A 19,286-nucleotide genomic window follows, 5' to 3' on the forward strand; every position below is an offset into this window, starting at 1 on the left:
AGGCGCGGCACGCGGGGGCCGCGGGAGGGAGTTCGGTATGTCCGCGCCGATCGTGATCGCCGGTGCCGGCCTGGCCGGGCTGCGCACCGCCGAGGAGCTGCGCCGCGCCGGGTACGAGGGTGAGCTGGTGCTGCTCGGGGACGAGGCGCACGCGCCCTACGACCGTCCCCCGCTGTCCAAGGATTTCGTCCGCGGTACCACCGCGTCGACCCCGCTGCGACCCGGCGAGTTCTACGACGAGAAGAAGATCGAGCTCCGGCTGGGCACCGCGGCGACCGGTGTGGACACCGCGGCCAAACAGGTGCGGCTGGCCGACGGCGGCACCCTCGACTACGACCAGCTGGTCATCGCCACCGGCCTGCGGCCGCGTCTGCTGCCCGGCGCGGAGGACGTCGCCGGCGTGCACGTGCTGCGCAGCCACGACGACGCCGTCGCGATCCGGGAGGGTATGCGCTCGGCCGAGCGCGCCCTGATCATCGGCGCCGGTTTCATCGGCTGCGAACTGGCCGCCAGCCTGCGCGCGGAGAACCTGGCGGTGACTCTGGTGGAGCCGCAGCAGACCCCGCTGGCCGGGGTGCTGGGCACCGAACTCGGGGAGCTGGTGGCCCGCCTGCACCGGGCCGAGGGAGTGGATCTGCGGTGCGGGGTCGGGGTGGACACCCTGCTGTCCGATCCCGCGGGCCGGGTGCGCGGCGCGACGCTGGCCGACGGATCGGAGATCGCGGCGGATCTGGTGGTCTCCGGAATCGGTTCCCGTCCGGTGACCGACTGGCTGGCCGGTTCCGGAATCGAACTGGCCGAGCCGTCGGCCGGAGGCGGCGTCTTCGCCGACGAGACCGGGAAGACGAGCGCACCGGGCGTCTGGGCGGTGGGCGATGTGGCGGCCTGGCGGACCCCGACGGGCGAACATCGCCGTATCGAACACTGGACCAACGCCGGCGAACAGGCCAAACTGCTGACCTGCGCGCTGCTGGGCGTGGCGGCGCCGAGCATCCCCCAGGTCCCGTATTTCTGGAGCGATCAGTACGAGCTGAAACTGCAGGCATTGGGCACCCCGCGCGCCACCGACGATATCCGCGTGCTGGCCGATGACGGCCGCAAGTTCCTGGCGTACTACTTCCGCGAGGGCAGGCTGGCCGGTGTGGTCGGCGCCGGAATGACCGGTCAGGTGATGAAGATGCGCGCCAAGATCGCCGCGGCCGCCCCGGTGGAGGAACTGCTCGGCGCCACTCAATAACCTGTTGAGGTGATCGTCGCGCTCATCGACTCCGGTTTCGGGCTGCTGCCCACCGCGGCGTGGCTGCGCAAGCTGCGTCCCGATGTGGACCTGCTGCTGCAATTGGACCCCGAGGGCGCGCCGTGGGGACCCAAACCCCAGGACTGGGTGGTCCAGCGGGTGGTGTCGGCCGCTCGGACAGCCCGTGACCTGGGCGCCGAGGTGGTGGTGCTGCCGTGTAACACCGCCAGTGTGACCGCGCTCGAACAGGTCCGGGCCGACCTCGGCGCCGAGGTGCCCGTGGTGGGTACGGTTCCGGCGATCAAACCGGCCGCCGCGGTATGCCGCTCGGTCGCCGTCTGGGCGACCGCGGCGACCACCGCCAGCCCGTACCAGGCCGATCTGATCGCCCGTTTCGGCGGTGACGCGAAGGTGACCGGTGTGGCCTGCCACGGGCTCGCCGAGGCGGTGGATCTCGGCGATATGGCCGCGGTGCGGGCATCGGTGGCCGACGCGGCGTCCCGCACACCCGCCGATGTCGAGGGGGTGGTGCTGGGATGCACCCACTATCCGTTGATCGTGGACACCATCGTCGCCGCGCTGCCCGACGGTGTGCGGTTGTTCGACAGCGCCCAGGCCGTGGCGGCGCAGACGGTGCGGCGGATGGAGGCGCTGGACGGTCCGGCCGCCGGTGACGGGACCGTGCGGGTCCATCTGAGCGGGCGCCCCGGCGAGTTACCGCCCGGCGCCGCCGCCTACGAGCCCGGGCGCATTCTCGGTGCCGGTGGCCGGCACCGGGGCTGATACCCCGGTCAGTCGAGGGCGTATTCGCCCACGATGGCGTCGGTGACGGCGCCGACGATGCCGCGGGCGACAGGTTGCCGCACGATCCAGGTCTGCATGGTGATCGGCGGATCGGTCAGGCGTCGCCACCGCCGGCCGGGTAGCAGCCGCCCGGCGGTGGTCCGGCTCAGGATGGCGCCGTGCGCGCCGGTGGCGCGCAGGCAGGCGCGGGCGTTCTCGGTGTAGTTCGCGAAATGCCAGCGTGGGGCGATACCGGCCTCGTGCGCGGCCGAGACGAGCCGATCGTGGCCGATCGGCACCTGATCGCGGGCGTGGGCGAGGATATCCATTCCGTCCAGGGCGCTCAGCGGGCAGGTGTCGCCGGTGAACCGGTCGTCGGCGTGCGGACCGACGACGATTCCGAACGGCTCTTCCAGAACCCGGTGCCGGATCAGATCCGCCGTCGGCGGCTCATGCACGAATGCGATATCCAGGCGACCGGCGCGTAGTTGCCGGAGTTGTACTGTGCTGGTCGCGTCGGTGAGCGCCAGGTAGGCCTGGGGGACCGCGCCGCGCACGGTGTCGATCAGTTGGTCGAGCCAGTCGGGCGGTAGCCCGGGGGCCAGGCCGACCTGGACGATCTCGCGGACCGGCCCGGCGTCCCGGGCGGCGTCCTTGGCGGTGTCCGCGTACCGGAGCAGGGTGAGTACGTGCTGGTACAGGGCCGTTCCGGCGGGAGTGGGTACGACTCCGGCCGGGACCCGCTCGAAAAGCGTTACGCCGCATTCACGTTCGAGTTGCTGTAGCCGCCGGGTCAGTGCGGGCTGGGAGATCAGCAGCGCCTTCGCGGCCGAGGACAGCGATCCGCGATCGAAGACCTCGACGAAATATCGCAGTTGCTGCAGCTCCATCGCCGCCCCCGATCCTCCGTGCCGAGCGTGATGCCATAACTTCAGAACATACCCGGGCCATTCAAGCGGCATTGGATCACGGACCGCTCGCGCGGTTGCATTGTGGTCGGCACCACAGTCGCGCGCCGCGGGACACGGTGCCGCAGCTTCGCTCGAAAGGATCTACGGTGACCGCGTCATCCACCGCACCGCCCTCCACCCGGTACCGCTGGGTCGTTCTCGTCCTGTGCTGGGCCGCCTTCACGATGACCTCGGTCGATCGCGCGACCTGGGGCCCGGCGGCGGGTTCGGTCGGCGACGACCTCGGGGTCGCCGTCGCCGGTCTCGGGGTGTTCGCGACCGCGTACTACATCGGCTACGTGATCTCGAACCTGATCGGCGGATTCGTCGCCGACTGGATCGGCGCCCGGGTGACCGTGGGCGCGAGCATCCTGCTCTCCGGCGGATTCATGCTGGCGTTCGGCGAAGTGGACAGCCATGCGCTGGGCCTGCTGTTCCAGGCGTGTATCGGGCTGTGCGCGGGCGCCGAGGTCGGCGGCGGGGTCAAACTCATCACCAGCTGGTTCCCGCCGCAGCGGCGCGGTTTCGCGATGGGTGTGTTCATGACCGCGACCTCGCTCGGCCTGGTCGTCGCGAACGCGGTCGTGCCCCGGCTGATCGAATCGCACAGCTGGCGGACCTCCTACCACCTCTTCGGGTTCACCTCGATCGTGATCGGCCTGTGCTGCCTGGCCCTGTTGCGTCCCGGTCCGCTGACCGTGGCCCGCCCGGAAACCGGCGGCCGGCCGGATCTGCGGCCGCTACTGGGCAATCGCGGTCTGCTGCTGCTCGCGCTGGCCGGATTCGGTGCGCTGTGGGGCACCTACGGCTTCATCACCTGGTCGAATCTGCTGATGGTCAAGGGCATCGGGATCGATCCGGTGCGGGCCGGCACCGTCGTGGTGATCTTCGGAGCGGTCGCCGTGTTCTCGAAACCACTGGTCGGCCTGGTCGGTGACGCGCTCGGCCTGAGCCGGCGGCGGCAGTGCATCGCGATCCTGGCCGCGTTCGTGGGGTGCCTGATCGCCTTCGGTTTCGCCACCACCGCGACCCAGTTCCTGTGGATCGCCCCGTTCCTCGGCATCGCCGCCTATATCTACAGCCCGGTGATGATGGCGATGATCCCGACGCTGTCGGGTCCGGAACTCGCGGGGACGGCGTCCGGCGGTGTGAACGCGTTCTGGCAGCTCGGTAGCACCATCGTGCCCGCGGTGGTCGGGCTGGTCTTCAGTGCGACGGGGTCGTTCCAGCTGGTCTTCCTCGTCCTCGCCGCCGGCCCGCTGCTGGCGATCGTGCCCATGTACTTCATCCGCGGCGCGGACAGCCGCGAATCCGCCGGCGCCGCGACCGCGCGACCCGGCGACGGTCCGCTGATCCTCGCCGCCCCCGGAAAGGCCTGATGCCGGATGACTCCGAGCAGTACCCATTACGACGTCATCGTCGCCGGCGGCGGATCCGCGGGTATCGCGGCGGCCGTCGGCGCCGCCCGGACCGGTGCGCGGACCCTGCTGATCGAACGCGGTCCCTGCCTGGGCGGTGCCGCGACCCTGCGCAATGTCGTCACCTATTGCGGGCTCTACACCCGCGACGACGCGCGGCAGGTGGTATTCGGTATCGCCGACGAGGTGGTCGCCGCGCTGAGAACGCGCGGGGCGGTGAGCGAACCGCGTAAATTCAACGCGGTCACCGTGGTTTTCGACCCGGAGAGCGTCAAGGTCGTGCTGGACGACCTGTGCCGCGGCGCGGGCGTCGATATCCGCCTGCACAGCCTGCTCATCGGCGCGCATACCGACGGCGGCCGCATCACCGCCGTCGAGATCGCCGACCACGAGGGCGTTCACCGGTTCACCGCCGCGACATTCGTCGACGCCACCGGTGATGCGGATCTCGCGCAGCACGCGGGCGCCGAGGTCCGGTACGGCACCGACGGCTGGGTGCAGAACGGCAGCCTGGGTGTTCGCTTCGGCGGAATCGAACCCGGCGCCGAGGTCACCGTGTCCACGGTCGGCGAGGCCGTGCGGGCGGCGAAGGCCGCGGGAACACCGGATCTGCTGGCCGAATCCGGTCTGGTGGCCCGGATGCCGGTGTCCGGCGATGTCATCGCGTACCTGGTGGACGCGGGCTACGACGCCCGGTCGGCCGCCGATACCAGCCGCGCCGAGATCGACGCCCGCCGGCAGGCGCAGGCGTATCTGCGGGTGGTGCGCACGATTCCCGGCGCCGAGCGCGCCTATATCGTCACCACGGGACCCGAACTCGGCACCCGCGAATCACGCCACATCATCGCCCGGCACCGGCTCCGTGAGGCCGATATCCTGCGCCCCGCCGGCGCCGAGGAGGCGGTGGCGATCGGGGCCTGGCCGATGGAGTACCACCCGGGCCCCGGAATCCCCTCCACCTGGAAATTCATCGGTGATCCCGGTTTCTACCCCATTCCGCTCGACTGCCTGCGCAGTATCGGCACCGCCAATCTGTTCGCGGCCGGGCGGAATCTCGACGGCGACCGCCAGGCCGGGGCGTCCCTGCGGGTGATGGGCACCGCCTTCGCCACCGGTCAGGCGGCGGGGGTCGCGGCGGCCCAGCAGGCCCGCACCGGGGCGGCGACCACCGCGAGTGTGCGGGGTGAACTGCAGCGGCAGGGGGCCCGGCTACCCGAGCCGGTGCCCGCGGTCTGAGCCGGAGGCTGTCAGAACTGGATGCGCAGGTGGTCGGTGACCGGGCGGGCCTGGCAGCCGAGGATGTAGCCGTTCTCGATGTCCTCGGGGTCGAGGATCTCGGCATTGTCCATTTCGACCTTGCCCTCGAGCACCGTGCACGCGCAGGATCCGCATTCGCCTTCCTGGCACGAGTACGGGACGTCGATGCCCTTGTCGAGCATGATGTCGACCAGGGTCTGTTTGCGCGGCCAGCTCAGGTTATGTGTTTCGCCGTCCAGTTCGACCTCCACCGTCGCCGCGTCGGCGGCCTCCTCGTCGGAGATCTCGGCGGGCGCGGTGTCGGCGAAGGGATCGCCGGCCAGCGAGTTGAACACCTCGGCGTGGGTCCGGTTACGCGGGACGCCCAGCAGGGCCAGCGCCTCGTGCACACCGTCCATGAACGGTTTCGGGCCGCACATGAACGCGGCGTGCCCGGTGTAGGGCCGGGTCAGCTCGGCGAGGGCCGCGACGGTGGGCAGGCCCTGCAGGCTCTCCAGCCAGTGGATCACGGTGAGCCGCTGCGGGTGCTTCTCGGCCAGTTCACGCAGCTCCGCCGCGAATATCACCGAGTCGTCGTCGCGGTTGGCGTAGATCAGCACGATCTTGCCGCTGCCCCGATCCAGGGCGGATTTGAGGATCGACATCACCGGGGTGATGCCGCTACCCGCGGCGAAGAGCAGCAGGTCGTCGTCGAGATCCTTCGGGGTGAACACACCCGACGGCGGCAGCACCTCGAGTTCGTCGCCCGGTTTGATGTTGTCGCACAGCCAGTTGGAGCCGTAGCCGTCCTGGGTGCGCTTCACCGTGACCTTGGGCAGGTCGTCGGTGTAGGGGGAACTGGCCAGCGAATAGCAGCGCGCCACCGACCCGGTGCGATCACTGGGGATGCGCAGGGTCAGGAACTGGCCCGGCCGATACGCGAACTTCTCCCGCGCCTGCTCGGGGATCTCGAAGACCAGCGAGCTCGCGTCGGTGGTTTCCGCGATGACCTGAGCGACCCGCAATACGACGGATCGCGAGCCATGGGGCACTTCGACGGTGGTCATCTCGTCCTCTCGACACTGGTAGCCGGCGGCCTCCAGCCTACGGCAAAACTAGAACGTGTTTCAATTTTAGCCTATGCCGGCGGACCGCTGGTGGACGAGCTGACCTTCCAGCCCGGCGACGAGCACGCCGACGCCGAAATCGTAGGAGTACTTGCCACGCAGGTCGGGCAGGTATTCCATTGCGCGGGCAACTCGCTCCGGCATCACCACATCGGGTGGGGTGTCGAGGTTGCGGGGATTCACCCGCCGACGGCCGAAGAGATAGGTGTGGATGGTCGCGTAACCGGCCAGGACATTGCGGTCGTCGAACCCGGCCTCGAACAGGATCTCCATGATCGCCGCGATCAGGTCGAGCTGTTTGCCGAGCATCTGCTCGATGAGCACATCGCCGAGGCCGGGATGGCGGCGCAGCCGTTCGTCGATCTGGGCCAGCAGATCCACCAGCCGGTCCTGCCAGCTGCCCGATTCGGGCGGCGGTTTGCGCACCCCGGCCAGGGCGGCCGTGGCCACGAGGTCGAGTAGCTCCCGTTTATCGGCTACGTAGTAGTAGGGCGCCATGGGCGAAACGCCCAGCTCGCGCGAGAGCCGCCGCATGGATAGTTTCTCCACCCCGTCGGCACGGACCACCCGCAGTGCCGCCTCCACGATCTCGGCCTCCGACAGGGTGCTCCCGTTACCACCCCCGCCCCCGCTGGCCTGCATTCGCACGACTCCCATTGCCACCTCAATGCGTCGAGCGGCATCCGCCCGTCACGTTCTGTTCAGCTGCTTTGCCCCCGCAGTCTAGGACGACACCGGACGGGGCCGTGAGCGGAACCGGGGGCATACGAACGCGCGTGGCCGCAGCGCGGGCGGAGAGGGCCCGTTTCGGCGCGAGAGTGGCCATTAACCGGGAAACTGTTCCATTTTGTCAGTGGATGACGTTATGGTGTGACGGTGGTCGCATCCGGCGATCGCAGCGCCGGCCCCGTGCCGTGGCTCACCGGCGGTCTCCAGCGGAGACCGCGACGCCCGGCCGGACAGCCCGCCGGCGCAGGCACCAATCTGTGGAGGTAGCCATGGCGGACAACCGTTCCTTCGGACCGGCCGGAACCGATCAGCGCGGTCCGATCGGCACTGTCGACAACCACGCGGCCGACGAAGCCCCCGTCATCGAGGAAAGCCTGGTCGAAGAGGTTTCCATCGACGGTATGTGCGGCGTCTACTGATCGGCGGGAGCCGGAATGCTAGATCTGGAAACGCGTTGGCAGTTGCATCCCCGGGTGTCGCTGCGCCCGGAACCGTTCGGTGCGCTGCTCTACCACTTCGGTAATCGCAAACTGTCGTTCCTGAAGAATCCGCGGATCGTCGAGATCGTGCGGTCACTGCCCGGGCATCCCACGGCCCGCGCGGCCCTGCGGGCCGCCGGGATCGCGGACTCGGCGTCCGGGCCGTATGTGAAGGCTCTTGCCGGTCTGGCCGATTCGGAGATGATCCGGCCCGCGCCCGAGGAGTCCGCGCCCGCCGTTCCCGCGCCGTTCGCCGGTGTGGGCCCGGCCGACCCGGCGGTGCGACTGGTGGACCGCTTCGAATCCGGGCTGGCTGCCCCGATCTGCCTCACCTGGGAACTCACCTACGCGTGCAATCTCTCGTGTGTGCACTGCCTGTCGTCCTCGGGACGGCGCGATCCGCGGGAACTCAGCACCGAACAGTGCAAGGCGCTCATCGACGAATTCCAGAAGATGCAGGTGTTCTACGTGAACATCGGCGGCGGCGAACCCACGGTGCGCCCGGACTTCTGGGAACTCGTGGATTACGCGACCGCGCATCAGGTCGGGGTGAAGTTCTCCACCAATGGTGTGCGAATAACTCCCGAGGTCGCGAAACGGCTGGCCGCCAGCGACTATGTGGACGTCCAGATCTCTCTGGACGGAGCCGACGCCGCGGTGAACGACGCGGTGCGCGGGCCCGGTTCCTACGATATGGCGATTCGCGCGCTGGAGAATCTGGCCGAGGCCGGTTTCCGGGACGCGAAATTGTCCGTGGTGGCCACCCGGCACAATATCGACCAGCTCGATCAGTTCCGGGAGATCGCCGATCGCTACGGCGCGACACTGCGGCTCACCCGGCTGCGGCCGTCGGGCCGCGGCGCCGACGTCTGGGACGATCTGCATCCGCTCCCGGAACAGCAGCGCACCCTGTACGACTGGCTGGTCCGCAACGGTGACGGCGTGCTCACCGGGGATTCGTTCTTCCATCTCTCCGCCTATGGCGAGGCCCTGCCGGGCCTCAACATGTGCGGGGCGGGCCGGGTGGTGTGCCTGGTCGATCCGCTCGGTGATGTCTACGCCTGCCCGTTCGCGATCCACGAGCGGTTCCAGGCCGGAAATATCGTCACCGACGGTGGTTTCGAATCGGTGTGGCGGGAATCGGAGCTGTTCGCCGAACTGCGGGAGCCCAGTGGTGGCGGAGCCTGTGCGTCGTGCGCGCATTACGACTCCTGCCGGGGCGGCTGTATGGCGGCGAAATTCTTCACCGGGCTGCCTGCCGACGGGCCGGATCCGGAATGCGTACAGGGATACGGCGAAGCGGCCCTGGCCGATGCCGGCCGGATCATTCCGCGTCCGGCGGTGGACCACTCCCGCAAGAGTGCTCCGCGCCGGTCCCGTTCCGGTGGTCCCGTTCCGCTGACGTTGCTGCCGCCGGCGAAACGTCCGTCGCGCGCGTGCGACGAGAGTCCGCTCGTGTGAGAATTGTTGTCCGCGACCGCCCGGAGCGCCGATTGCCGAATCGTTGCTCCGGGCGGTCGTTCATATCCGTGCTATCGGTTCGGTGACCTATTTCATGTTCACGCGCACGGTCGCCGGGGGAATTTCTCCCGATCGGCCTACTTTTTCCCGGACTGCTGATGTCAGCGGTCGAATCGGCAGTTACCATCCGTGGAATGCGCCATGATCGCCTGCCCGACGGATTCGGGGTGCGGATCGACCCACGGGTACGCGCATACTCGGGGGGACGCATCCTGATCGGAGGTTCACCCGCACGTTTGCTGCGCCTTGCGCCCGAGGCCGCCGAAATGATCGGCGACGGCTACCTCGAGGTGAACGGCCCGCAATCGGCGGTGGTTGCCAGACGGCTACTGGACTCCGGGGTCGCCAATCCCCGGCCCCGGCTGCTGCCTTCGCCGGAGGACGTCACGATCATCGTCCCGCTGCACAACAACCCCGGCGGACTGGACCGGCTGCTGGCCGTGCTGCGCGGGCATACGGTCATCGTGGTGGACGACGGGTCCGACGAACCGGTCCACGTCGCCGACGAACACGGCCGCCGCTGCGAGGTGAAGGTGCTGCGCCACGAGGAGCGCCGCGGTCCGGCCGCGGCCCGCAACACCGGCCTGCGCGCGGCCTCCACACAGTTCGTCGCCTTCCTGGATTCCGACGTGGTCCCGCGCAGCGGCTGGCTCGAGGTGATGCTGGGGCATTTCAGCGATCCGCAGGTCGCGTTGGTCGCGCCGCGGATCGTGGCGCTGGATCCGGAATCCAACACCCTCGCCCGCTACGAACACGCCCGCTCCTCCCTGGATCTCGGCCGCCGCGAATCCGCGGTGCACTCCGGCGGGGTGGTGTCCTACGTTCCCAGCGCCGCGCTGCTGGTGCGGCGCGCGGTCCTCGATGCCGAGGGCGGGTTCGACGAGAACATGCACGTCGCCGAGGATGTCGATCTCTGCTGGCGGCTGGAGCGATCGGGCTGGCGGCTCCGGTACGAACCGGCGGCCCATGTGGCCCACGATCACCGGGTCTCCTTCCGCGATTGGTTCCGCCGCAAACTCTTCTACGGCACCGGCGCCGCGCCGTTGAGCGAACGGCACGCCGGAATGGTGTCGCCGCTGCAGATTCCCAAGTGGACCGCGGTCTCGGCGCTCTTCCTGGCCACCCGCACCCGGTGGGGGCTACTGGGCGCCGTGCTGACCCTGCTGGTGCCGCTACGGCGGCTACGGCTGGCTTTCGCGGGCGTGGACAACCCGACCGGTATCGCGGCCATCTACGTCGCCCGCGGCTTCTTCGCGGGGCTGTGGCGGCTGGCCTCGGCGATGTGCCGGCATTATTGGCCGATCACCCTGGCCGCCATGGTGTGCTCCCGCCGGATCCGGCGGATCGCGCTGTCGCTGGCCGTGGCCGAGGGGATGGTCGACTGGTACACGCACCGGGAGGCCGGCGGACTGGACCCGCTGCGCTATATCGCGTTCCGGCGGATCGACGATATCGGGTACGGGACCGGCCTGTGGCTGGGCGCGTTCCGGGCCGGCAGCCCGGCCGCGCTGAGACCTACCGGCCCCCCGCGGTAACGGAGGCGGCCGGCCGTGGTGGAAACGCTGATCATCGGTGGTGGGACGGCCGGTTGTGTGCTGGCCGCGCGACTGAGTGAAGACCCCGGGCACCAGGTCCGGTTGGTGGAGGCCGGGAGTCACTGGACCTCGGCCGCGGATTTCCCGCCCGAACTCGGCGACAGCGCGGGGCTGCCGGTCGGCGACGACGCGCCCTGGCTGTGGCGCTATCCGGTGCTGTTCGCGCCCGGCCGCCCCGGCCGGATCGTGCGCGGACGGGGGATCGGCGGCTCCGGATCGGTGAACGGCTGCTATTTCATTCGCGGCGCGGCCCGGGATTTCGCCGCCTGGAGCCGGGAGGCCGGGACGCGGGCCTGGGATTTCGAGGATGTGCTGCCGTATCTGAGGTCCTTGGAGAACGACCACGATTTCGGTGACCACCCCGGGCACGGGCGCAGCGGTCCGGTACCGCTGCGGCGGATCACCCGGCCGTCCCGGCTGGTGGCCGAATTCGGGGCGGCCTGCCTGGACCTGGGCTTCGGTGAGGTCGCGGATTGGAACGCGCTGCCCGGCGGTCCGGAATCCGGGGTGGGGCCGGTGCCGTGTACCGTCGGCCCGCCCGATGCCGCGGGCCGGTATCAGCGCATCGGACCGGCGCATTCGTATCTGCTGCCCGCGCTGGCGCGACCCAACCTCACGGTCCGGGGCGATACCTCGGTGCTGCGGCTGCGCTTCGACGGAACCCGGGTGGTCGGCGCGGACTGCCTGTCCGGCGGACGGGTCGAGACGATTCACGCCGACCGGGTGGTGGTGTCGGCGGGGGCGATCGAATCGGCCGCGCTGTTGCTGCGTTCCGGTGTCGGCCCGCCCGACCGGCTGGCCGCGCTGGATATCCCGGTGGTGGTGCCGGCGCCGGTCGGGGAGTGGGCCACCGACCATCCCGAAATCGGGATCGACTACCGGCATCCGGCGCCGTCGGACGGTGTGGTCCCGGTCGAATACGTCCTGGAGTTCGACGATATCGAGATCCGCCCCTACACCATCGCCTTCACTCCCGGCGCACACCGGATGGGTGTGACCCTGATGCGGCCCACCGGCGCGGGTAGTGTCCGGCTGGCCTCCGCGGACCCGCTGGCCGCCCCGTTGATCGAACACGGCTACCTGGCGACATCCGCCGACCGCGCCCGGCTGCGCGAGGCGGTGGAACTGGCCGGCAAGATCCTCGACGCCATGTCGGCGCGCCCGGTGGACGAGGCGATGTCCGGCGCGATCACCGACGAATGGCTGCACGAACGACTGGAGACCTCGCAACATCTGTCGGGCACCTGCCGGATGGGACGCGCGGACGACGCGCGGGCGGTGGTCGACGAGCGCTGCCGGGTGCACGGCGTGGACGGATTGTCGGTGGTCGACCTCTCGGTGGTCCCGGTACCGCTGAGCCGGGGGCCGCAGGCGACCGTGGTGTTGCTCGCCGAACGCGCGACCGCGGATCTGCGCTGACACGGCGTCGATCGCGACCGCCGGCACGGAAACCGGCCACGCCACTATTCGATACACGTATTCGGTGATGTCACGCTAACCGGTGGCGAACGCAGCTGTCCGCCGTCATCGCGACCTGCCGCGATCGCGCTGTCCGGCTGGCGCGGCCGCGAACCCTACGGTATTTTCCACCGGTGCGATTCGCCGGGCGGCGGCTCGGTCCGCTCGTGCGGGCGATCCCCGCGGCCCCTCCGCGAAGCGCCGCAGCAGTGGTATAGCCGTTTGCTATGGGTATGCCCCCACTGCCCGCGCCAGGGTAACCGGTGTGGTAGGTGAGCTGTATCGGTCGGGGATACAGCTCACCGGGGCGCTTCGCCGAAATATCAAGCGGCGTCACGCAATATTGCATCTCCAATTTCGACACCCCGGCCCGATCTCCCGGCGATCGGGCCGCGAACAAGTACTCTGGTCCTTCGGGTGGCCCGCTGCGGCAACGTGATACGGGCACCCGGGAATCCGCACCCGGCGCCGGACTCGGGGAAGGTACGGCGCCGGTGCGGAAGGCCCAGCGAATTTCCCGCGATTGCGGGATCATCCGGATTCTCCGCCCGGCCGGCACTCCGAGCCGGGCGCGTCGTCCTGTGTCGATCCGGTCGATATCTCGTTCGGTTCGTGCTGTCACCCAGTGAACTACTTGAAGCTTACTGATGAAGCGGCTCGAAAATAGATGTGCCGTTATACAACGGCACATCTATGAGAGATCAGAATGCGCTGCCGGTGCCGGGGAGGCCGGGAATGGCCGGAAGGCCCGTGACCGGCAGGGGCAGTTGCGGCAGGCCGGGCAGCAGTGCCGGCAGCGACGGCAGCAGGCTCGGCGGGGCCGGCGGGATATAGGGGTTGGGCATGTTCCAGCCCGCGTGCGGCGGTCCGCTGCGGTTGGTCTCGCGGTCCCGGGTCACCGGCGTGTCGTGGTCGTTGTCGCGGTCGTTGCCGTAGCCCGCGTGCGAATCGCGGTCCTGACGGCCGTTGCCGCCGCTGTTGAACTGGTCGTTCCAGCCGTCGTAGTTCTGCCGGTTGTGATCGCGATATCCGTACTGGCCGTTGTCATCCCAGCCGTAGTCGCCGTTGTCGTAGCCGACTCCGTTGTCGCCGATGCCGGTGTGGCCGACTCCGTTGTCGCCGGAACCGTAACCGTGATCGTGATCGTTGCCGAAGCCGCCGAAGCCGCCGGAATTGCCGGAGTCGCTCGAACTGTGGGAGTCGTTGCTCGAACTGGCGGGGTCGGCGAGGGCGGTGCCGGCGACGCCGGCGAGCGGCGTCAGGGTGATGACCGCGATCGCGGCGATCCGGGCGGCGATACGTCGGGTGCGCTGGGCCGGGGTTCGGTTCATCGGTGGGGTCCTAACTCATCACGTCCCGGTGGGCTCGCGGGGCGGTGCATTTATCGGAACAATGCTTACCGTACCGCTATATAACGGCACATTCAATAGGTGGAGTGATATTGCTCGCCGATTCGTGGTGCGGCGCCCCTCGAGGTGACCGACCGCGCTTCCACAGAACTGTTCGCCGCACGTGTGATCATCGGGGGCATGGCTGCGGATGCGGGCACGGCGAACTGGCTGCGGGTGCTGCGGATCGGTGTGGGAATACTCGGCGCCGTGGCGCTGGCGTGGATCCCGATCCGGGACGGGAGCGCGCAGACCTTCTCGGTCGCGAACTACTTCAGCTACTTCACCATCCAGTCCAACGTGCTGGGCGTGGTGGTGCTGCTGACCGGCGGTCTGGCCGACCCCGGCTCCCGGCGCTGGCAGATGCTGCGCGGCGCGAGCACCCTGTATCTGGTGATCACGGGGGTCGTCTACGCGACCCTGCTCGCACATCTGGACGTGATGCTCTCCGACCGCTGGATCAACGACGTACTGCACCGGGTACTACCCGTGGTCATGCTGGCCGATTGGATTCTCGCCCCGCGGCGCTTGGGTATCACGCCCGGTCTGATCGGCGCATGGCTCGCCTATCCGGCGGCGTACGCGGCCTACACGCTGCTACGCGGGCCGTGGGTGGACTGGTATCCGTATCCGTTCCTGGACCCGAGGACGCAGGGGTATCTGTCGCTGGCGCTGGGCCTGGTCGTGCTCACCGTGGTCTTCGTGCTGCTCGCACTGGCGGTGGCGGGTATCGGCGAACTCCGCGATCGCGGGAGGATATCCGGGCCCGGCGACGAACGGAACGCATCGGATTTCGGATAACCGAGGGCGGCCTATGGCCAGAGCGGGGCCGCGGCTCAGCCGAACACCTCGTTCAGAGTGGCCGAGGTCAGGACCCGTGCGGTCCACATGCGGACCTGGTCGTGGCCGCCGTCGCGGATGGTCCGGATGGTGCCTGCCGGGAGGGCGCCGAATTTGAGCGTGAGCAGTTCGATCAATGCTTCGGCGCGTCCGCGAGCTTCTCCTTCGGCGCGTCCCAGGGCTTCCCCCTCGGCGCGTCCGCGAGCTTCCCCCTCGGCACGGAGCCGTTCGGCGGTGGTCATGAGTGCCTCCTTGGCTCGGGGACCGAGTTGATCGATCAGGGGTGTGAAGTCGTTTTCCGTGGTGTCACCGACTATCAGCACGTAGCTCATAACCGCCTGCAACTCCGCTGTCCCGTGCGGGCCGGACGCGAGCCTGCGCAGGTCGTCGACCAGGTCCAGCATATCCGAGCCGAGGTCGGAATTGTCCGGTGCGATCTTGTGGAGGGCCAGCATGATGCGGGTGGCGGGGGTGAGGTCACGGGCGCGGAGCGCGGCCAGGTCGATCGCGGCGACGTCGTCGAGCAGGAACCGCATCCGTGGTAGGTGGGGTTCCAGGGCTGAGCGGGCGGGCGGGTCGAGATCGATCAGATCGATGATCTCGGTCGGGGCGTTCCACGGACGGCCGGTGCTGTTGCTGTGGACGACCAGCGGGATCACCGCGGGCAACATGCGTGCCCGGGGGTATTGACGGTGATGCTGGTTCCAGATGCCGACCAGGTATTCGAGTATGCGCAACGGCATGAAGTGGTCACTGCGGGTCTGGTGTTCGATGAGCAGGTAGATATAGGCGGGGTGCCCGTCGAGCCGGGTGCGATACAGCAGGTCGCTGTAGCGTGAGCGCAACTCGGCCGAGACGAAACTGCCGGGTTGCAGTTGTAGCAGGTCCCAATCGATCCGGGCCGTGATCGCTTCCGGAAGTGCGATGCGCAGCTCGCAGGCGGCGTCGGCGGGGCGGCCGAGGACGTGGCGGAAGTACGCGTCGTGCGGGTTCGACGGGTTGGCGGGCACGTCGCGAAGCTACCGCCGGCCACCGACATGGGTTTCCCTATGCGGCAAAATCTTTGGTTCCGTTTATCGCCGAGGCCGCCCGCCGGTGTCGTGGACCCCGGCGCGCGTAGCGGACTGACTGGTCAGATGAGGTTTTTCTGGCGTTTGATGCGGCGGCGGATATCGGCCATCAGGGTGTGGCTGCCGCCGTGGCGCAGGAAGCGGGGGATGAAGCGGTTCACGAAACCGACGAACAGGAAGAGGTGCTCGAAGCGGCGCTGATCGGCGGCGGACCATTCGACCCGCATCTGTTCCCGGAAATGCGGGGCGAGGAAGCCGATGGTGAGGAAGCGGAGCAGGCCGCGGAACGGGATGCGCAGGTACCAGTGGATCATCCGCAGGTCGAGCAGGTCGTTGAGATAGGAGCGGACGAAATCGTCGAGAACGGCCTGTTCGCAGGCCTTGTTCCAGTACTCGTCGAACTCGGCGCGGGTGGCCGGCCACATATCCTCGGGGACCTGGAGGGTGGTGCCCAGCGACGAGGAGGAGCGGTAGAACGCCTCGTTCTGTTCCGGGTTCATCCGGCCCGACAGCAGTTGATAGGTGTCCTCGAAACCGATATAGAGGCAGGCCGCCACCCACAGCTGGAGGTTGCGGTCGAAGGCGTTGTATTTGACCGCGGCGCCGGGTTCGGACCGCACCTGCCGGTGGGCGACGTTCACGGCTTCCCGGAACGCCTTCTTCTCCTCGTCGTTGCCGAGGATGGCGACGGCCAGGTACTGGGTGGTGGTGCGGGCGCGTTTCCACGGGCGCTTCATCAGCGAACCCGATTCCACTTTGCTCTCCGCGACGCCGTATCCCACACCGGGGTTGGCCATTTGCATGATCACATTGGCGGCGGCGCCGGCGAACTGCCAGAAGTCGAGGGCGTCGGTGAGCCGCAGGGGGCGTTTGGTGAGCGCCCGGTGTGTAGTGGCGATCCGGATACGGGTCTGTTCCGTGGTCAGCCGGCCGGAGTCGTCCGGTGCGTTGGTTTGCCAGGAGTGTGCGGCGGCGGTCATGGGCATCCTTCCCCGTGGATCATATGTGTCCTAAGTTACTCCAAATTCTTCCGACAGTCACTTGATATGAATGAACTCTGGCTAACTTAGTTACGAAGTGTGGGGCTGGGAAATGTACCTAGAACAGGTATCACAGCGTGATCCGGTGACACCAATCTTCTCGAAAACCTTCCGGACTGTCAGGAATCGTGCGTAACATACGGCTCCGACCAACCGTCTCAGACGTTCCTGCGGGGTGGGGCGCGGCGGCGGTCAAGGAAGGAGCGACATGCTCAAGCGGCTGGATCGGATTTTCAGCTATGAGATGAAGGTGTCCGAGTTCGTGGGCACCTTCGTCATCCTCGGCATTCCCTACGGGCTCATCGGAATCGTCTGGACGCTGACCCATACCTCGCATCTGCGCGAGATGCACGGCCTGGACGTGATCATCTCGTTCCTCGGCTCGATCGTGTGCTGGCCGGTCCTCACCTTCGCGAATGTGTCGATGACCTGATGATGGCGCTGGTGTGGCTCATCGACATCGTGGTGATCGTCGTCAAGATCCTCGGTGGGCGGACGAAAGTGAATCCGGTACTGCGCTTCGGACTCTGGCTCGCGCTGCTGGGTGTGATCGCCGCGGGTATCGCGGCCGTCGGCACCGGACTGGTGCTGCTGCAGCAATACCTCGCCGGTGACCTCGATACGAGCGGCCCGGTGCTGCCGTGGTGACGGCCGATACGGGCAGGCCGCAGGACCGCACCGACCTGGAACAGGCCGTCGACGACCTCAAAGGTCTGTGGCAGCGCCACCCCCAGCGCTCGCTGGAGACGCTGGGCCGGCAGGTGACGCTGGGCCGGCAGGCCGCGGCGGAAACCGTGAAATCCATGGCCGCGCGCCGGTTCCCGTTCGCGGAATTCGCCAAACAGTGCGCGTTCATGGCGAACGTCTCGGCCGCGCCGACCATTTTCGTCGCCATGCCCATCGCGGTCGTGGTGTCGATCCAGATCGGTGCGCTGGTCAATCAGGTCGGTGCGACCACCTTCATCGGCGCGGTCGCCGGGCTGGGCATCATCCGGCAGGGGGCGCCGCTGGTGACCTCGCTGATGATCGCGGGTGCGGTGGGTTCGGCCATCTGCGCCGACCTCGGATCCCGGACCATCCGCGAGGAAATCGACGCGATGATGGTGATGGGAGTCGATCCGGTCCGGCGGTTGGTCGCCCCGAGACTCGTCGCCGCGGTGCTGGTGAGCATGCTTTTGTGCGGGTTCATCGTCTTCGTGGGCTTCGCGACCGCCTATATGTTCAACGTCTACGCCCAGTCGGGGACGCCGGGTTCGTTCATCGGCTCCTTCGCCTCGTTCGCCGTCGCCAACGATATGGCCGTGGCTCTGGTGAAATCGGCGATCTTCGGGATGCTGACGGCGATCATCGCCTGTGATGTGGGGCTGCACGCCAAGGGTGGCCCGGGGGGTGTGGCCAACGCGGTGAACTCGGCGGTCGTCTCCTCGGCCCTGATGCTGTTCGCCACCAACATCATCATCACCCAGGTGTACAACACCGTCTTCCCGACGAAGGTGATCTGACATGGGCACTCCGTACACCCCACCGGCTCTCAAGCCGGTCCGGATGGTCGCCTCCGCCGCCGCGGCGCCCATCGAGGCCAATCGCCGGCTCGGGCACCAGGCCATCATCTTCGTGCGGGCGCTGGCGGCGGTACCGTTCGTCTTCCGGCACTACCGCAAGGAAGTGTTGCGCCTGACCGCCGACGTCGGCTGGGGAAACGGGTCGCTGATCGTGGGCGGCGGCACCGTCGGGGTGGTGATCATCCTGTGCGGTTTCGGCGGGATCACCGTCGGTATGGAAGCTTTCAGCGCGCTGAACCTGCTCACCATGGGCCCGCTCACCGGTGCCATTTCCGGGTTCGCCACCACCCGTGAGTTAGCGCCGATTCTTGCCACCCTCGCGTTCGCGATCCAGGCTGGCTGCAGGTTCACCGCCCAGCTCGGATCCATGCGTATCGCCGAGGAGATCGACGCGCTCGAGTCCATCGCCATCCGGCCGCTGCCGTATCTGGTGACCACCCGGATGATCGCGGCGACGCTCACCATCATTCCCCTGTACAGCGTGGGGCTGGCGGTCGCGTATCTGGCCACGAAACTCTCGGTGCTGCTGCTGGGCGGGACGTCCGCGGGGACCTACGACCACTACTTCTTCCAGTTCCTGATCGGTCCCGATCTCTTCTTCTCACTGCTCAAGGTCGTGGTGTTCGTACTCCTGGCGACCTTCATCCAGTGTTACTACGGCTTCTTCGCCGCGGGCGGGCCGGAAGGGGTCGGGGTGGCGGCCGGGCAGGCGATCAAGATGGTGATCGTCGTCATGGTGTTCGCGAATCTGTTCTTGACACTGGCGATCTGGGGTATCGACCCCGGTTTCCGGATCTCGGGGTGAGGCGTCGATGATCATCGATCACAGCGGCCGGGGGCCGCGACCGTGGCA

General features: G+C 68.2%; 19 protein-coding genes. 13 read left to right on the forward strand and 6 right to left on the reverse strand.

What is annotated here, in order from left to right:
- Positions 1–37: 37 nt before the first annotated feature.
- The gene (locus ACZ6SF_RS12415; RefSeq protein WP_466062134.1) at positions 38–1,237 is read left to right on the forward strand and encodes an NAD(P)/FAD-dependent oxidoreductase; all 1,200 of its coding nucleotides are present in this window, start codon (positions 38–40) and stop codon (positions 1,235–1,237) included.
- 9 nt (positions 1,238–1,246) lie between these two features.
- Positions 1,247–2,020: a glutamate racemase gene (locus tag ACZ6SF_RS12420; protein ID WP_466062135.1), complete on the forward strand. Its 774-nt coding sequence runs from the start codon at positions 1,247–1,249 to the stop codon at positions 2,018–2,020.
- 8 nt (positions 2,021–2,028) lie between these two features.
- On the opposite strand, the gene ACZ6SF_RS12425 is transcribed toward ACZ6SF_RS12420, so the two are convergent.
- Positions 2,029–2,910: a LysR family transcriptional regulator gene (locus tag ACZ6SF_RS12425; protein WP_466062136.1), complete on the reverse strand. Its 882-nt coding sequence runs from the start codon at positions 2,908–2,910 to the stop codon at positions 2,029–2,031.
- 167 nt (positions 2,911–3,077) lie between these two features.
- On the opposite strand from ACZ6SF_RS12425, the gene ACZ6SF_RS12430 reads away from it, so the two are divergent.
- The gene (locus ACZ6SF_RS12430; protein ID WP_466062137.1) at positions 3,078–4,349 is read left to right on the forward strand and encodes an MFS transporter; all 1,272 of its coding nucleotides are present in this window, start codon (positions 3,078–3,080) and stop codon (positions 4,347–4,349) included.
- A 6-nt stretch (positions 4,350–4,355) separates the two neighbouring features.
- Complete coding sequence (locus ACZ6SF_RS12435; RefSeq protein WP_466062138.1) at positions 4,356–5,624, forward strand: FAD-dependent oxidoreductase; 1,269 nt, start codon at positions 4,356–4,358, stop codon at positions 5,622–5,624.
- An 11-nt stretch (positions 5,625–5,635) separates the two neighbouring features.
- On the opposite strand, the gene ACZ6SF_RS12440 is transcribed toward ACZ6SF_RS12435, so the two are convergent.
- Positions 5,636–6,691 (reverse strand): 2Fe-2S iron-sulfur cluster-binding protein, encoded by a 1,056-nt coding sequence (locus tag ACZ6SF_RS12440; protein ID WP_466062139.1) that lies wholly within the window; start codon positions 6,689–6,691, stop codon positions 5,636–5,638.
- 66 nt (positions 6,692–6,757) lie between these two features.
- Positions 6,758–7,408 (reverse strand): mycofactocin system transcriptional regulator MftR2, encoded by a 651-nt coding sequence (gene mftR2 / locus ACZ6SF_RS12445; protein WP_466062140.1) that lies wholly within the window; start codon positions 7,406–7,408, stop codon positions 6,758–6,760.
- Positions 7,409–7,800: 392 nt separating this feature from the next.
- On the opposite strand from mftR2, the gene mftA reads away from it, so the two are divergent.
- The 4 genes from mftA to mftG all read left to right on the forward strand — a co-directional run bounded on the left by mftA (position 7,801) and on the right by mftG (position 12,494).
- Positions 7,801–7,899 carry a mycofactocin precursor MftA gene (gene mftA, locus ACZ6SF_RS12450; protein ID WP_449996682.1) on the forward strand — a complete coding sequence of 33 codons (99 nt, stop codon included), beginning with the start codon at positions 7,801–7,803 and terminating at the stop codon, positions 7,897–7,899.
- A 15-nt stretch (positions 7,900–7,914) separates the two neighbouring features.
- The gene (gene mftC, locus ACZ6SF_RS12455; RefSeq protein WP_466062141.1) at positions 7,915–9,420 is read left to right on the forward strand and encodes a mycofactocin radical SAM maturase; all 1,506 of its coding nucleotides are present in this window, start codon (positions 7,915–7,917) and stop codon (positions 9,418–9,420) included.
- A 194-nt stretch (positions 9,421–9,614) separates the two neighbouring features.
- Positions 9,615–11,015, forward strand: coding sequence for a mycofactocin biosynthesis glycosyltransferase MftF (gene mftF / locus ACZ6SF_RS12460; protein WP_466062142.1), 1,401 nt, complete (start codon positions 9,615–9,617; stop codon positions 11,013–11,015).
- Positions 11,016–11,030: 15 nt separating this feature from the next.
- Positions 11,031–12,494 carry a mycofactocin dehydrogenase MftG gene (gene mftG / locus ACZ6SF_RS12465; RefSeq protein ID WP_466062143.1) on the forward strand — a complete coding sequence of 488 codons (1,464 nt, stop codon included), beginning with the start codon at positions 11,031–11,033 and terminating at the stop codon, positions 12,492–12,494.
- A gap of 740 nt (positions 12,495–13,234) precedes the next feature.
- Here mftG and ACZ6SF_RS12470 read toward each other — a convergent pair.
- Positions 13,235–13,864, reverse strand: coding sequence for a hypothetical protein (locus ACZ6SF_RS12470; RefSeq protein ID WP_466062144.1), 630 nt, complete (start codon positions 13,862–13,864; stop codon positions 13,235–13,237).
- A gap of 198 nt (positions 13,865–14,062) precedes the next feature.
- Here ACZ6SF_RS12470 and ACZ6SF_RS12475 point away from each other — a divergent pair, with 198 nt between their 5' ends.
- Complete coding sequence (locus ACZ6SF_RS12475; protein WP_466062145.1) at positions 14,063–14,722, forward strand: Pr6Pr family membrane protein; 660 nt, start codon at positions 14,063–14,065, stop codon at positions 14,720–14,722.
- 35 nt (positions 14,723–14,757) lie between these two features.
- Here ACZ6SF_RS12475 and ACZ6SF_RS12480 read toward each other — a convergent pair whose 3' ends face one another.
- Together ACZ6SF_RS12480 and ACZ6SF_RS12485 are read right to left on the reverse strand one after the other, a co-directional pair.
- Complete coding sequence (locus ACZ6SF_RS12480; RefSeq protein WP_466062146.1) at positions 14,758–15,771, reverse strand: Rpn family recombination-promoting nuclease/putative transposase; 1,014 nt, start codon at positions 15,769–15,771, stop codon at positions 14,758–14,760.
- A gap of 122 nt (positions 15,772–15,893) precedes the next feature.
- Positions 15,894–16,811 carry an oxygenase MpaB family protein gene (locus tag ACZ6SF_RS12485; protein WP_466062147.1) on the reverse strand — a complete coding sequence of 306 codons (918 nt, stop codon included), beginning with the start codon at positions 16,809–16,811 and terminating at the stop codon, positions 15,894–15,896.
- 268 nt (positions 16,812–17,079) lie between these two features.
- On the opposite strand from ACZ6SF_RS12485, the gene ACZ6SF_RS12490 reads away from it, so the two are divergent.
- Genes ACZ6SF_RS12490 through ACZ6SF_RS12505 form a run of 4 tightly spaced genes read left to right on the forward strand, consistent with a single transcriptional unit; the run spans position 17,080 to position 19,238 of the window.
- Complete coding sequence (locus tag ACZ6SF_RS12490; RefSeq protein ID WP_466062148.1) at positions 17,080–17,304, forward strand: hypothetical protein; 225 nt, start codon at positions 17,080–17,082, stop codon at positions 17,302–17,304.
- Positions 17,304–17,519: a hypothetical protein gene (locus tag ACZ6SF_RS12495; protein ID WP_466062149.1), complete on the forward strand. Its 216-nt coding sequence runs from the start codon at positions 17,304–17,306 to the stop codon at positions 17,517–17,519. The genes ACZ6SF_RS12490 and ACZ6SF_RS12495 overlap by 1 nt, the downstream gene beginning before the upstream one ends.
- Positions 17,516–18,373, forward strand: a complete 858-nt coding sequence (locus tag ACZ6SF_RS12500) for an MlaE family ABC transporter permease (RefSeq protein WP_466062150.1) — start codon at positions 17,516–17,518, stop codon at positions 18,371–18,373. Before ACZ6SF_RS12495 ends, ACZ6SF_RS12500 begins: the two co-directional genes overlap by 4 nt.
- A 1-nt stretch (position 18,374) precedes the next feature.
- Entirely contained in the window at positions 18,375–19,238 is an 864-nt protein-coding gene (locus ACZ6SF_RS12505) for an ABC transporter permease (protein WP_466062151.1), read from the forward strand.
- The last annotated feature ends 48 nt before the right edge of the window (positions 19,239–19,286 follow it).

It is taken from the genome of Nocardia sp. NPDC049935, from assembly GCF_055586645.1.